Raw genomic sequence first — 12,748 nt, forward strand, 5'->3', positions numbered from 1 at the left:
GCGTTAAACCGCTCGGGCGGCCTGCACAAGGCCGCCCGATGCTGACTGACCTACTGCGCCGGACGCAGCGCGCCGGTTTTAAATACGCTCATCGCCTGCGCCATACGCTCTGCCTGATCCTGCAGCGCCTGCGAGGCCGCTGAGGCTTCCTGCACCAGCGCGGCGTTCTGCTGCGTCACCGCTTCCATCTGGGTGATCGCCATATTGATCTCGCTGATGCCGGTGCTCTGTTCGCTGCTGGCGATGGTGATTTCACTCATAATGCCCGCCACGCTCTTCACGCTGTTAACGACTTCACCAATGGTGGAGCCGGCGTGAGAAACCAGCCTGCTGCCTTCCTCTACCTTCGATACGGAATCCTCAATCAGCAGCTTGATCTCTTTCGCCGCCGACGCCGAGCGCTGCGCCAGATTGCGCACTTCGCTCGCCACCACGGCGAAGCCGCGTCCCTGTTCGCCCGCGCGCGCCGCTTCGACGGCGGCGTTAAGCGACAGGATATTGGTCTGGAAGGCGATAGAGTCGATGACGCTGATGATATCGACGATTTTCTTCGACGACAGGGCGATGGCCTCCATCTTCACAATCACCTGTTCCATCACTTCGCCGCCTTCACGCGCCACGGCGGAGGTGTTCGCCACCAGCTGATTTGCTTCGCGCGCGTTGTCGGCGTTGTGCTTCACGGTTGAGGTCATCTGCTCCATCGCCGAGGCGGTCTCTTCCAGCGAGCTGGCCTGCTGTTCGGTGCGCGTGGAGAGATCGAGGTTGCCGCTGGAGATCTGGTTCGAGGCGACGGCAATGGTATCGGAGCCGGTGCGCACTTCGGTGACGATGCTCAGCAGATTATCGTTCATCTGCTGCAGCGCGCGCATCAGCACGCCGGTTTCGTCGCGGCTGTCGATAGTGATTTTCGAGCTGAGATCGCCTGCGGCGACGCGTTCCGCTACCCCGACTGCTTCAGTCAGCGGACGCACGATAGAGCGGGTCAGATAGACGCCCAGCAGAATCGAGGCGAGGATCGCCAGCGCGGCGCACGCCAGGGTGATGGTAATGGCGGTGCTGGCGGCGGCGACGATGCTCTGGCCTTCGCTGCGCAGCTGCGCATCCTGCGAGTTAGCGAACTTTTGCGCGCCCTCCAGGAAGGCGTTCTGCGACGGCGTCATGGTTTTCAGCGCGTAGACGCTGGCGTTTTCGAAGTCGCCCGCTTTGACCAGCGCGATCAGCGCGGTTTTCGCGCTTTCAAACTGCTGGCCCGCCTCAATCAGCCCCTGAATCTTCTTTTTGCCGACGGCGGTAACCTGAATGTCGGCGATGCGGTGCATCGCGGTGTTGGTGCGCTGGGTCGCCTCATCCAGCTGTCCATAGCGTTTGAGGTTTCGGTCGGGATGGGTGGTGTCAATCACCAGACCGCGCAGAAATTTAATTTGATCGTTGACGCCGTCGCGCACGTCGAAGGCGAGGCGCACTTTGACATAACGGTCGTCGACGATGGCAGAAATGCCGCTGTTAATGCTCTGGATTTTGCTGACGGTGGTCACGCCGATGATGATCATCAGCACCACGACAATGCCAAAGGCGATGGCAAGCCGCGCACCGACCTTCATATTTTTTAAACTCCACATCACTCTTCTCCCCGCGTAGACATAAACGTTCCGCTGCAATAGTTAAGTTTTTAACGCCTGTTCCTTAGCTGCCTGTGCCGAACCCTTATGCCGCCAGTCGCGGCGTAAAATGAGAGCTGGCGCACAGGTTATCGGATGTTTCTGTTTTGACTTTAATTTTTTCCTGGCGTCAGCGGCGCTATGCGGCGGCGAAAAAGCGGTGTCAGGCAGAATACATTAGCCAGATAAGAGGTGGTGAGGCGCGAGGTAAACAACCGATTAATCTGGATAAGCGGTTGAAATAACGCCGTTAAGCCGTGAGCGAGCAGGGAAAAGCAGAGAGAGCAAAAGGCGGAAGAGAGAGAGGGAGCGCGCGACAGGCGTCGCGCGTTCAGCGTGGATCAGGGCGCTTTTTCCAGCACGCTGTGGATCACTGACGAAAGCTCGTTGATTTCGAACTTGGCGACGTAGCCGTCGGCGCCGACTTTACGCACGTGATCTTCGTTGGCGCTGCCGGAGAGCGATGAGTGGATCACCACCGGAATGCGCTTCAGCGCCTCTTCGCGCTTGATATTGCGCGTCAGGGTAAAGCCGTCCATCTCCGGCATTTCGAGGTCGGTCAGCACCAGCGCAATCTTGTCGTGGATCGACTCGCCTGCCGCCTGCGCCGCGTCGCTCATCTCTTTGATCTTGATCCAGGCTTCCAGGCCGGTGTTATGCATCAGCGCGGGGATGCCCATGCTTTTCAGGCCCTGCTCCAGCAGCTGACGCGCCACTTTCGAATCTTCCGCCACGATCGCCACCGCGCCGGGCTTCAGCTTGAAGTTGCGCACCGTTTCCGGCGTCGGCTCGACGCCGCGCACCGAGGGGATAACGTCATACAGGATCTGTTCGACGTCGAGCACCATCGCCAGGCTGTTGCTGCCTTTCTCGTCGTCCAGGCAGGCGATGCTGGTAATATTGCGGCCGCCGATGCCCTTTTCAGCGGTATGCACCTGGCTCCAGTCGAGACGCACGATATTGTCCACCGACTCCACGGCGAACGCCTGGGTGTTGCGCGCATACTCGGTGACCAGCAGCAGGTTCAGGCCGGTTTCCGGCGTGCACCCCGCTACGGCCGGCAGATCGATAACCGGAATAAACTGGCCGCGAATATTGGTCATCCCCAGCAGCGGCGAACGCATGCCCGCCGCGCGGGTGATCGGCTGCATCGGCACGATTTCGCGCAGCTTAAACACGTTGATGCCGAACAGCTCCGATTTGCCTTTTGCCTGATCGGTGCCCAGGCGGAACAGCAGCAGCTCAAAGCGGTTCGATAACGCCAGATTCGCTCTTTCATCTATCTCTTTTTGAAAATTATCCATCGTAGGCTCTGCCTTGCTGCCGCCTGTGGCGCGGCAAAAGTGGGTGATAATAAAGTTATCGGCACCACGGGCTAAAAAGTGAGAGAGAGCGGCGTAAAATTGATCGGCCAGGCGATTAGCGATTCTTGTGCCAGGCTTAACAGGTCACAACGGAAAAATTTCATTAAAGGAGCGCACCATGAAAAAAGTCATGACGTTTACGCTGTTAGCGTTGTTGAGCCTGCCGGCGCTGGCTGAAAAGGGCGGTTTTGAAGCGGGCGCCACGCCGCCGCCGCAGAAAAAACAGGACGCCGGCTATAAAGGGTCGGAAGACACCGGACAGACCCATATCAACCAGATCCGCGATTTTCGTCAGGACGGTTACGTGACGCTTGAAGGCTATATTCTGAAGAAAGAGCAGGGCGATAACTATCAGTTCCGCGACAGCACCGGCACCATCACCATTATCGCGCCGACCAAAACCTTTGGCGGCAAAACCTATAAAGCGGACGAGCAGGTGCGCGTCAGCGGCCGCGTGCACGGTAAAGGCGACAAAACGGTGCTGCACGTGACGCAGATTGACGAGCCGTAACCGGCAGCGATCGCAGACGCTTTTCTCTTGCGGCCCGCGCCTCTCCGGCGCGGGCCGTTTTGTCACCTGATCCGCCTGCCGCTTAATCCTTCAGCAGGATCGCGCGTACGCTTTTGCCCTTAATTTTGCCCTGCTTCAGCTTCACCAGCGTCGCTTTGGCTTCGCCTGCCGCGACGGCAACGTACGCATGGCTGGGGGTGATATCGATTTTACCAATCTGGTCGGCGCGCATACCCGCTTCGCCGGTAAGGGCGCCGAGAATATCGCCGGGACGTATCTTCGCTTTGCGTCCGCCGTCGATGCAGAGGGTCATCATCGCCGCCGGCAGCGGCTGCCGTGCCCCTTTTTTCAGGATGCTTGCCGCCAGCCAGTTGAGCGGCTGCTGCAGGAAATCCTCCAGCGCATGGGCGCGCGCCATCTCATCTGGTGCCACCAGGCTGACCGCGCTGCCCTGTTCGCCCGCGCGGCCGGTGCGGCCGATGCGGTGCACGTGCACTTCCGGATCCCACGCCAGCTGGTAGTTGACCACCATCGCCAGCGCTTTGATATCCAGCCCGCGCGCCGCCACGTCGGTTGCCACCAGCACGCGTCCGCTGCCGTTGGCGAAGCGGATCAGCACGCGTTCGCGATCGCGCTGCTCAAGGTCGCCATGCAGCGCCAGCGCGCTGATATCCTGCTGGTTGAGCGCGGCGGCGACATCGTCGCATTCGCGTTTGGTGTTGCAGAACACCACGCAGGAGGCGGGCTGACGCTGCGCCAGCAGCGCCTGCAGCAGCGGCAGCTTTTCCTTCGGGCTCGCCTCGATAAATTCTTGTTCGATAGCCGGCAGCTCGCTGACCTCTTCCGTGGCGACATGCAGCGCGTCGCGCTGAAAGCGCGCGCTGAGCGACGCAATGCTCTCGGGCCAGGTGGCGGAGAAGAGCAGCGTCTGGCGGCTGGCGGGCGTGCGCGCCGCCACCGCTTCCATATCGTCGCGGAAGCCCATCTCCAGCATGCGATCCGCCTCGTCGAGCACCAGCGTGGCAAGCTGATCGAGCTTCAGGGTTTCGCGCTGCAGGTGATCGAGGATGCGGCCGGGCGTGCCGACCACGATATGCGGCGCATGAACCAGCGAGTCGCGCTGCGCGCTGATGGGCTGGCCGCCGCACAGGGTGAGGATTTTAATATTGCGGGTAAAGCGCGCCAGCTGACGCAGCACGTTGCTGACCTGATCCGCCAGCTCGCGCGTCGGGCAGAGCACCAGCGCCTGCGTGACGAAGCGGGTGCTGTCGATATGCTGCAGCAGGCCGATGCCGAACGCCGCCGTTTTGCCGCTGCCGGTTTTAGCCTGCGCCCGCACGTCGCGGCGCGCCAGGATCGCGGGCAGCGTGGCGGCCTGAACAGGGGTCATCTCGGTGTAACCCATATCGTTCAGGTTGGCGATTTGGCTGGCGGGAAGATCGGTAAGGGTGGTAAATGCGGTCACGGGCGGCCTCGGCGGCAAAAAGGTGGTAGAAAAAACGCGCGGCAAGTCTGGCAGAATGCGCGTCGCGCGGCAACCGCGGAAAAGGGTTACCTGAACGAAAGCTTCGCGCCGCAGGCGATTAGGAATAACCCGAAGATGCATGAGAATGGATGTTATCTTTTAATGTTTTCATCCCCGAGCGGACTTTTCGTGCAGTTTACCTACCTGAATAAGGGCCAGCGATAGCTGGATAAATAGCCGTCAGGTAAAGTTAATCTCTTTTAGTATCAGATAATTCCTTTTTTTCTCCTCCAGCAAAACAATTAACCATTAAAAAATCTCACACATGCAGCCGATAAAATAATCACGTTAATTGCTTTATATTTAGCGCGCCATACTTCTATTACAACGACAGTTTGAGGGTTTTCCATTGAGTAATATTGCCCAGGGATCACATGAAGATGTGCTGAAAATCGTTGGCCGCGCAGTCTTAACGCTGCATGTCCACGGTGAAAGCTTATCTGCTGACAAGGTTGTCTCAATGATCGGCTGCTACGCCGAAAACGCAGAACAGAACCAGCAGCCGTTGTTTGCGCTGGCGATGGAGATGATGACGGCGGAAAAGCTGGCGAAGAGCGCGTAATGCTGCTGCCCGGTTTCACCAAGCCTCCTTCTGGAGGCTTTTTTATGGGCGCCGCATGCTGGATTGGTCCTACCAATCAAGGCGCGCTCTTCAGCGTATCTCACAGAAGCGCAAAAATTCCCGCCGTGCGGTTGTCTCTCCATAACAAATCATTAACTCTTTAACCCCATACCGACTTTACTTGCCTGTCTGGTCAGACCAAAACAGGCCAACCGCTTCTGGATGGCGCCATGATCGATCCCACCGCGTCTGCGGCCGAGCACCTGGTGGTGCGGCTGCGACGCTATATAGACCAGCACAAGCTGACGCCCGGCATGAAGCTGCCCGCCGAGCGCCAGCTCGCCGCCGAGCTGGGCGTGTCGCGCTCGTCGCTGCGCGAGGCGCTGCAGCAGCTGGCGAGCAGCGGCCTGCTGATCAGCCGGCGCGGCGGCGGCACCTGGCTGCGTCAGCAGCTGGCGCCCTGGGCGGAACAGCGCATCGTCGCGCCGGTGCGCCAGCTGCTGCAGGACGATCCCGACTACCGCTACGACATCCTCGAAGCGCGGCATGCGATAGAGGCGAGCACCGCCTGGTACGCGGCGCAGCGCGCCACCGAGGCGGACAAAGAGCGGCTGCGGCTCGCCTTTGACGCCACGCTGAAGCTGACGGAGCGTGACGATCCCGACCTCGCCGCGCAGGCTGACGTGCGCTTTCATCTCGCCATCGCCGAGGCGTCGCACAACCTGGTGCTGCTGCAGACCATGCGCGGCTTCTTCGAACTGCTGCAGTCCTCGGTGCTGCAGAGCCGACAGCGCATGTACAGCCAGCCGACCATTTTCGCCCGTCTCACCGAACAGCATCAGCGTCTGCTCGACGCCATTCTCGCCGGCGAGGCGGAAACGGCGCGGCGCACGGTGATGGAGCATCTCGGCTTTGTTCACGCCACCCTGAAAAGCCTGCATGAAGACGAGGCGCGCCAGGCGCGCAGCACGCGTCTGCCAGGCGATGACTCTCTTTAACCGCAAGGAAACCGACCTGTGATTATCTCCTCCGCCTCCGATTATCGCGCCGCCGCGCAGCGTATCCTGCCGCCGTTTCTTTTTCACTACATCGACGGCGGCGCCTACAGCGAGCGTACGCTGCGGCGCAACGTCGAGGATCTCGCCGACGTGGCGCTGCGCCAGCGCGTGTTGAAGAATATGTCCGAGCTGAGCCTGCAAACCCGGCTGTTCGACGAGACGCTGGCGATGCCGGTGGCGCTGGCGCCGGTCGGCCTGTGCGGCATGTACGCGCGACGCGGCGAGGTGCAGGCGGCGCGCGCGGCGGCGCTAAAGGGCATTCCCTTTACCCTCTCGACGGTCTCTGTCTGTCCGATTGAAGAGGTAGCGCCGGCGATTAACCGCCCGATGTGGTTTCAGCTCTACGTGCTGCGCGATCGCGGCTTTATGCGCAACGCGCTGGAGCGCGCCAAAGCCGCCGGCTGCTCGACGCTGGTGTTTACCGTCGATATGCCGACGCCCGGCGCGCGCTACCGCGACGCGCACTCCGGCATGAGCGGTCAGCACGCCGCGCTGCGCCGCTACTGGCAGGCGGCGACGCATCCGCAGTGGGCGTGGGACGTCGGCCTGCACGGTCGCCCGCACGACCTCGGCAATATCTCCACCTATCTCGGTAAACCCACCGGGCTGGAGGATTACATCGGCTGGCTGGCGAAGAATTTCGATCCCGCTATCGCCTGGCGCGATCTGGAGTGGATCCGCGAGTTCTGGGACGGCCCGATGGTGATCAAGGGGATCCTCGACCCTGAGGACGCGCGCGACGCGGTGCGTTTCGGCGCGGACGGCATCGTGGTGTCGAACCACGGCGGCCGCCAGCTGGACGGCGTGCTCTCCTCAGCGCGCGCGCTGCCCGCCATCGCCGATGCGGTGAAAGGGGATATCGCGATCCTCGCCGACAGCGGCATTCGCAACGGGCTGGACGTGGTGCGCATGATCGCGCTCGGGGCTGACAGCGTGCTGCTTGGCCGCGCTTACCTCTACGCGCTGGCGACGCACGGCCAGCGCGGCGTGGAAAATCTGCTCTCGCTGATTGAAAAAGAGATGCGCGTGGCGATGACCCTGACCGGGGCCAACAGCATCAGCGATATCACGCGCAGTTCGCTGGTGGAGGCCGGCGCGTTGTTCAATAGCGCAGCAGACGCGCCGCGTCCGCGTGCCGTTAGCTGAGCCTTGTCTATACTTACTCACTGTCCATCAACAGGAGGAATGCAATGACTATTCACAAGAAAGGATCGGCGCACTGGGAAGGCGATATCAAAGGTAAAGGCAGCGTCAGCACCGAGAGCGGCGTGCTGAGCCAGACCCCTTACGGCTTCAACACCCGCTTCGAAGGCGCAAAGGGCACCAACCCGGAAGAGCTGATCGGCGCGGCGCACGCAGCCTGTTTCTCGATGGCGCTGTCGCTGATGCTGGGCAATGCCGGCCATAAGCCAGAGAGCATCGACACCACGGCCGACGTTTCGCTGGACAAAAAAGGCGAGGGCTTCGCCATCACTAAAGTGGCGCTGACCAGCACCATCAGCCTGCCAGGCATCGACAGCGCTGCCTTTGACGACATTATTCAGAAGGCGAAAGCGGGCTGTCCGGTCTCTCAGGTGCTGAACGCCGAGATCACGCTCGACTATACCCTGAATAATTGATCCAGCAGGTCGCCCTGACGCGGCGACCGCGCTATGCTGGCTGATATCGGTTCGTGCGAACCGCACTGGATGCGCCCTGGGGCGCATCTTTTCTTTCTGCGGAAGGAGGGTAAGCGTGGCGAAATATCTGCCGGCAAAACGACACTGGAAAATGGTGCTGGTGCTGCTCCTTATTTGCGGCGCGTTGATGCTGATCCGCTGGGCAGCGATGATATGGGCCTGAAGGCGTGGATTTGCCGCCACAAGCTGGGCGTATTAGTGATGGTGGTGCTGGCGCTGGAGCTGATCCACTTTCTGCTGACCGCCTCCTGGCTGCCCTGGGTCGCTCACTGAAGCGCCTTACACATACTCACGCTCCTGCTCGCGCCGTTTAGCGCGCACGTCGCTGCGGGCGATGCGGTACGCCTTGCCCGGATCGCCGGCGACAAATTCAAAGGTCGGCGAATAGTAAAACGGCAGCCAGCCGCCGTAGCCGCTCTCCCACTCCCAGCGCACCGGGCAGGGCCAGAGAATGCCGTCATACAACAAATAATAAACCCAGCGTCCAGTCGGACGACGGGGGCGTGGTGTTTTCATGGGGATCACAACGATAATAGTTTAAAACAGCTTATATTTTGAACGCTGATGGCGTCGGCTGCAACGTCTGAACCGCCTCTTTTTCACACAACAGCGTTAACAGGTCTGATTAACGATGGACTTCGCCGCACAGCAACACCACGCCAGGCCGGACTTTATGAATACGATCCGCCATGGTTTCGCAGGCCGCTTTGGTCGGGTAAATCCGCTCCGACACCGGCAGGGCATCACAGGCATCATGGCCGCAGGCGCTCACTAACAACACAAATCCAATCAACATGGCTCGACTCCTTTACACGGTCTCGTTGGCACGGACTGTGATGCTTATGGTCCTTTTTAACGATCCAGTATAGACAAAGGTGTCGGCGCGGCGTTATCAGCCCGAGCGGTAAATCACCTCAGGAGAAAAACCAGGCGGGCAGCAGGGCGATCAGATTGTTGAGCGTATGCAGGAAAATCGGCAGCGCCAGACTATTGCTGCGCAGGCGCGCATAGCAGAGCAGCAGGGAAAAAAGCGTCAGCGCCAGCAGGGTTTCCCAGTGCACATACTGGGTGTGCATCACCGCGAACAGCAGCGACGTCAGCAGCATACAGGCGAAGCGGCTGCGCGGCGCCCACAGCAAAAACGCCTGCAGCAGAAATCCGCGAAACAGCACCTCTTCAAACACCGGCGCCAGCAGCACGGCGGTCAGCAGCAGGATCAGCATCGAATTGCGCCCCTGCTGCGCCTGCTCCACCAGCCAGCCTTCCGGCTGTAAAAACTGCGTCTGCGCCGCCATCAGCACAAACAGCACGAGGATAAACAGCAGCGTCTGGCGAATACGCAGCTCGCCCAGCGGCAAATCGTTGCGACGCTGGCAGTAGAAACGGTAGAGCGGGTAGATCACCGCGAATTCAAACAAACAGAGCACCGGCACCAGAAGACCGTCGTTACGCAGCACGCTGTAGTTGGGAAACAGCGTAATCAGCATCGTCACGAGGTAATAGACCACAAAGCTGCCGACGTAGAACAGCGTCAACGTTACTCTGTCGGGATTGGTGTTCATAGACGGCCCAGCCATTGAAGGAAAGCGCATAGTAGCAACGCGCCCGATCCCTGTCGAGGGAGGCACGCGTACAAACTTAGCGCAGGAAATTCCGCCTTCAGGCTAAAACCGCGCCGCCGCGCGCCGATAACGGCTTAAACCCGTTTCGGTCGTCGGCGCCAGGCCGCCCGAACGCATTTTACCGCTTTGCTGTGAGCGCCCCCTGATGACTTTTGTTCCACCGGAATCGCCGTCGCGTCCGTTTACGCTGGCGGCTGAACATCGCACGCTGCGCACGACGCGCCGCAGCCTGCGTATTTTTTCGCTGCTGCTGGCGGGCGTGCTGCTGCTCTCTGTGCTGATGGTGATCGCCATCGCCCTGAGACAGGATCGCGACGCCACGGCGCACGATCGCCAGCTGCTGAGCCAGGCATGGCAGGCGCGTCAGGATACCATGCTGACGGACGTGCGCGACTACGCCTTCTGGGGCGAGGCGTGGCGCAACCTGCACGTCACGCTGAACACGCGCTGGGCCTGGGAGGAGGAGAATCTGGGACCGGGCCTCTATAAGGAGTATCACTACGAAGGGGTGTTCGTGGTGGATGGCGCCGGCCGCACGCGCTACGCGGTGATCGACGGCAAACGCGCTGACCTGCCGCTGGAGGCCTGGCTCGGCGCGCAGAGCGCCGCGCTGCTGCGCGACGCGCGCCGGCTCGACAACGCGGCGCTGGCGCGCAACGCCGAGATCCAGCGGCAGCCGGCCATCGTGGTGGCGGCGCCCATCTCGATGGGCAAGGTGCCGGGCCTGCCCGACGTGCCGGGGCCGCCGTCGGTGCTGGTGTTCGTTAACCTCTTCACTCCCGCCAAACTCGACGCGCTGGGCAAGATGCTCGACGTGCGTGCGCCGCGCGCCGCGCTGGATACCCGCGACGCCCTGCAGCAGCCGCGCATGACGCTGGGGGTGAGGGAGGGCGCGTCGGTGGTGCTGCGCTGGCAGGCGAAGGATCCCGGTTCGCGCCTGCTGGCGCTGCTGCTGCCGATTCTGGCGGCGATGGCGCTGCTGACCGGCTGGATTACGCGCCGCGTCAGCCGCCATGCGCTGCATAACGCCGTGCTCTCCGATCGTCGCTTCGCAATGCTGACGGTTAGCCAGCAGGAGCTGGCGAACAGCGAAGCGCGCTTCCGCGATCTGGCCGAGGCCGCCTCGGACTGGATCTGGGAAACCGATGAAAAAGGGCGCCTTATCTATCTTTCTTCCCGCTTTCATCGTCTCACCGGCCATCAAATCGCCGACTGGACGGGCGAGCATATCGATCGCCTGCTGACCCATCCCAGCCATTCGCTGGTGGCCTGGCTGATGCGTCAGGAGGAGAGCAGCTCCTCCGCGCCGCTGCGCTGTCAGTTTCTCAGCGCGCAGGGCGAACGGCGCATCGGCCATCTGGTGGCGAAAACCATCTGGCATAACGGCCGCCGCGCCGGCTTTCGCGGCACGGTGTCGGACATCACGCAGGGCATGGAGGCAGAGGCGCGCATCCAGTTTCTGTCGCGTCACGACGCGCTCACCGGGCTCTCCAACCGCATTCAGCTGCAGGAGTTCCTGACGCGTCATCTGGAGCCGCCTCACCTGGCGTCGCCGCTGGCGATCGTCAGCCTCGATCTCGATCAGTTCAAACCGCTTAACGATCACTGGGGCCACGCGGCGGGCGATCAGGTGCTGAATCAGATGGCACAGCGGCTGCAGCGCGGCGTCGGGGCGCACGAGCTGGCGGCGCGGCTGGGCGGCGACGATTTCGTGCTGGTGCTGCAAGAGGGCGACGCCGAGACGGTGGCGCACCGCTGCACCCGACTGCTGCATGAGGTGCAGCAGCCGATTTTCACCGGCCAGCATGCGCACTATCTGACGGCCAGCATCGGCATCGCCTGCGCGCCGCAGGACGCCAGCCATCCCGAGGCGCTGCTGCGCATGTCGGATATCGCTCTGAATGAAGCGCGCGCGGCGGGGCGTAACCGCTGGGTCTGGTACGCCAATAATATGGCCAGCCAGCGCGACCACAAGCGCGATATGGCGCAGCGCATCGAGCAGGCGCTGCGCGACGACGAATTCACGCTGCACTACCAGCCGCGCTATCAGCTGCAAAGCGGCAGGCTGGCGGGCGCGGAGGCGTTGATCCGCTGGCAGCCCGCGGGCGGTCCGCCGATCCCGCCGGATCGGTTTATTCCGCTGGCGGAGGAGAATGGGCTTATCGTGGCGATCAGCGACTGGGTGCTGGCGCGCGCCTGCCGCGACGCCAGCGGCTGGGGCGCGGATCGCTATGTGTCGGTCAATATCTCGCCGGTGGAGTTTCGCACCACCGATCTGGTGGAGCGCGTGGCGCGCGCGCTGGCGAGCAGCGGACTGCCGGCAACCAGGCTGGAGCTGGAGATCACGGAAAACGTTACCTTTGAACATCCGCAGCAGGCGCTGGAGGTAATGCAGGGGCTGCGCGCGCTGGGCGTGCGGCTGACGGTGGATGACTTCGGCACCGGCTATGCGGCGCTCGGCTACCTGAAGACCTTCCCGTTTAACGGGCTGAAGATCGATCGCTCATGGATGAAGGATTTTCCCGAATCGCAGCAGGCGGAGTCGGTGGTGGCGGGCATTATCGCGCTGGCGCACGCCTTTGCACTGACGATCACGGCGGAAGGCATTGAGACAGAAGCGCAGCTCGACCAGCTCAAGCGGCTCTCTTGCGAAGAGGGTCAGGGCTACTTTTTAGGGCGCCCGATGCCGCTGCTGGCCTTCGCTGCGCTTCTGGACAGCACATCTCATACCACACTGATTCGGGCTTAGCGCACTTTGACCGCCACGGC

General features: G+C 61.7%; 13 protein-coding genes. 7 read left to right on the forward strand and 6 right to left on the reverse strand.

From position 1 onward, the window contains the following. Positions 1 to 50 precede the first annotated feature (50 nt). On the reverse strand, positions 51 to 1,619 hold the full coding sequence (locus tag B2J69_RS10505; RefSeq protein WP_081139198.1) for a methyl-accepting chemotaxis protein: 1,569 nt from the start codon (positions 1,617 to 1,619) through the stop codon (positions 51 to 53). 380 nt (positions 1,620 to 1,999) lie between these two features. After that, on the reverse strand, positions 2,000 to 2,962 hold the full coding sequence (locus B2J69_RS10510; RefSeq protein ID WP_081139200.1) for a chemotaxis protein: 963 nt from the start codon (positions 2,960 to 2,962) through the stop codon (positions 2,000 to 2,002). A 178-nt stretch (positions 2,963 to 3,140) separates the two neighbouring features. Between B2J69_RS10510 and B2J69_RS10515 the strand changes: the two genes are divergently transcribed. Continuing rightward, entirely contained in the window at positions 3,141 to 3,533 is a 393-nt protein-coding gene (locus tag B2J69_RS10515) for a YgiW/YdeI family stress tolerance OB fold protein (RefSeq protein ID WP_081139203.1), read from the forward strand. 82 nt (positions 3,534 to 3,615) lie between these two features. Here the strand turns inward: B2J69_RS10515 and dbpA are convergent, their stop codons facing one another. Further along, the gene (gene dbpA, locus B2J69_RS10520; protein WP_081139416.1) at positions 3,616 to 4,998 is read right to left on the reverse strand and encodes an ATP-dependent RNA helicase DbpA; all 1,383 of its coding nucleotides are present in this window, start codon (positions 4,996 to 4,998) and stop codon (positions 3,616 to 3,618) included. A 409-nt stretch (positions 4,999 to 5,407) separates the two neighbouring features. Between dbpA and B2J69_RS10525 the strand changes: the two genes are divergently transcribed. The 5 genes from B2J69_RS10525 to yniD all read left to right on the forward strand — a co-directional run bounded on the left by B2J69_RS10525 (position 5,408) and on the right by yniD (position 8,520). After that, positions 5,408 to 5,620: a hypothetical protein gene (locus B2J69_RS10525; RefSeq protein ID WP_081139205.1), complete on the forward strand. Its 213-nt coding sequence runs from the start codon at positions 5,408 to 5,410 to the stop codon at positions 5,618 to 5,620. Between the two features lie 230 nt (positions 5,621 to 5,850). Then, positions 5,851 to 6,618 carry a transcriptional regulator LldR gene (gene lldR, locus B2J69_RS10530; RefSeq protein ID WP_081139208.1) on the forward strand — a complete coding sequence of 256 codons (768 nt, stop codon included), beginning with the start codon at positions 5,851 to 5,853 and terminating at the stop codon, positions 6,616 to 6,618. Positions 6,619 to 6,636: 18 nt separating this feature from the next. Continuing rightward, positions 6,637 to 7,824 (forward strand): FMN-dependent L-lactate dehydrogenase LldD, encoded by a 1,188-nt coding sequence (lldD, locus tag B2J69_RS10535; RefSeq protein ID WP_081139210.1) that lies wholly within the window; start codon positions 6,637 to 6,639, stop codon positions 7,822 to 7,824. A 44-nt stretch (positions 7,825 to 7,868) separates the two neighbouring features. Continuing rightward, a complete protein-coding gene (locus tag B2J69_RS10540; protein ID WP_081139213.1) occupies positions 7,869 to 8,297 on the forward strand; it encodes an OsmC family protein in 429 nt (142 codons plus the stop codon). Between the two features lie 115 nt (positions 8,298 to 8,412). Further along, the gene (gene yniD, locus B2J69_RS24330) at positions 8,413 to 8,520 is read left to right on the forward strand and encodes a small membrane protein YniD (RefSeq protein ID WP_094078500.1); all 108 of its coding nucleotides are present in this window, start codon (positions 8,413 to 8,415) and stop codon (positions 8,518 to 8,520) included. 116 nt (positions 8,521 to 8,636) lie between these two features. Here yniD and B2J69_RS10545 read toward each other — a convergent pair whose 3' ends face one another. The 3 genes from B2J69_RS10545 to B2J69_RS10550 all read right to left on the reverse strand — a co-directional run bounded on the left by B2J69_RS10545 (position 8,637) and on the right by B2J69_RS10550 (position 9,919). Next, on the reverse strand, positions 8,637 to 8,873 hold the full coding sequence (locus tag B2J69_RS10545) for a hypothetical protein (RefSeq protein ID WP_081139216.1): 237 nt from the start codon (positions 8,871 to 8,873) through the stop codon (positions 8,637 to 8,639). A gap of 109 nt (positions 8,874 to 8,982) precedes the next feature. Beyond that, positions 8,983 to 9,153 carry a hypothetical protein gene (locus B2J69_RS24195; RefSeq protein WP_094078501.1) on the reverse strand — a complete coding sequence of 57 codons (171 nt, stop codon included), beginning with the start codon at positions 9,151 to 9,153 and terminating at the stop codon, positions 8,983 to 8,985. A gap of 118 nt (positions 9,154 to 9,271) precedes the next feature. After that, positions 9,272 to 9,919 (reverse strand): CPBP family intramembrane glutamic endopeptidase, encoded by a 648-nt coding sequence (locus B2J69_RS10550; protein WP_081139219.1) that lies wholly within the window; start codon positions 9,917 to 9,919, stop codon positions 9,272 to 9,274. 205 nt (positions 9,920 to 10,124) lie between these two features. On the opposite strand from B2J69_RS10550, the gene B2J69_RS10555 reads away from it, so the two are divergent. Beyond that, positions 10,125 to 12,728: a bifunctional diguanylate cyclase/phosphodiesterase gene (locus B2J69_RS10555; protein WP_081139222.1), complete on the forward strand. Its 2,604-nt coding sequence runs from the start codon at positions 10,125 to 10,127 to the stop codon at positions 12,726 to 12,728. Positions 12,729 to 12,748: the final 20 nt, after the last annotated feature.

It is taken from the genome of Pantoea latae (assembly GCF_002077695.1).
GTDB lineage: Bacteria > Pseudomonadota > Gammaproteobacteria > Enterobacterales > Enterobacteriaceae > Pantoea > Pantoea latae.

Coding starts and splice junctions, on each gene's coding strand:
- B2J69_RS10505 (WP_081139198.1), bottom strand. CDS start 1,619: ATGTGGAGTTTAAAAAATATGAAGGTCGGTGCGCGGCTTGCCATCGCC.
- B2J69_RS10510 (WP_081139200.1), bottom strand. CDS start 2,962: ATGGATAATTTTCAAAAAGAGATAGATGAAAGAGCGAATCTGGCGTTA.
- B2J69_RS10515 (WP_081139203.1), top strand. CDS start 3,141: ATGAAAAAAGTCATGACGTTTACGCTGTTAGCGTTGTTGAGCCTGCCG.
- lldR (WP_081139208.1), top strand. CDS start 5,851: ATGATCGATCCCACCGCGTCTGCGGCCGAGCACCTGGTGGTGCGGCTG.
- B2J69_RS10540 (WP_081139213.1), top strand. CDS start 7,869: ATGACTATTCACAAGAAAGGATCGGCGCACTGGGAAGGCGATATCAAA.
- B2J69_RS10545 (WP_081139216.1), bottom strand. CDS start 8,873: ATGAAAACACCACGCCCCCGTCGTCCGACTGGACGCTGGGTTTATTAT.
- B2J69_RS24195 (WP_094078501.1), bottom strand. CDS start 9,153: ATGTTGATTGGATTTGTGTTGTTAGTGAGCGCCTGCGGCCATGATGCC.
- B2J69_RS10550 (WP_081139219.1), bottom strand. CDS start 9,919: ATGAACACCAATCCCGACAGAGTAACGTTGACGCTGTTCTACGTCGGC.
- B2J69_RS10555 (WP_081139222.1), top strand. CDS start 10,125: ATGACTTTTGTTCCACCGGAATCGCCGTCGCGTCCGTTTACGCTGGCG.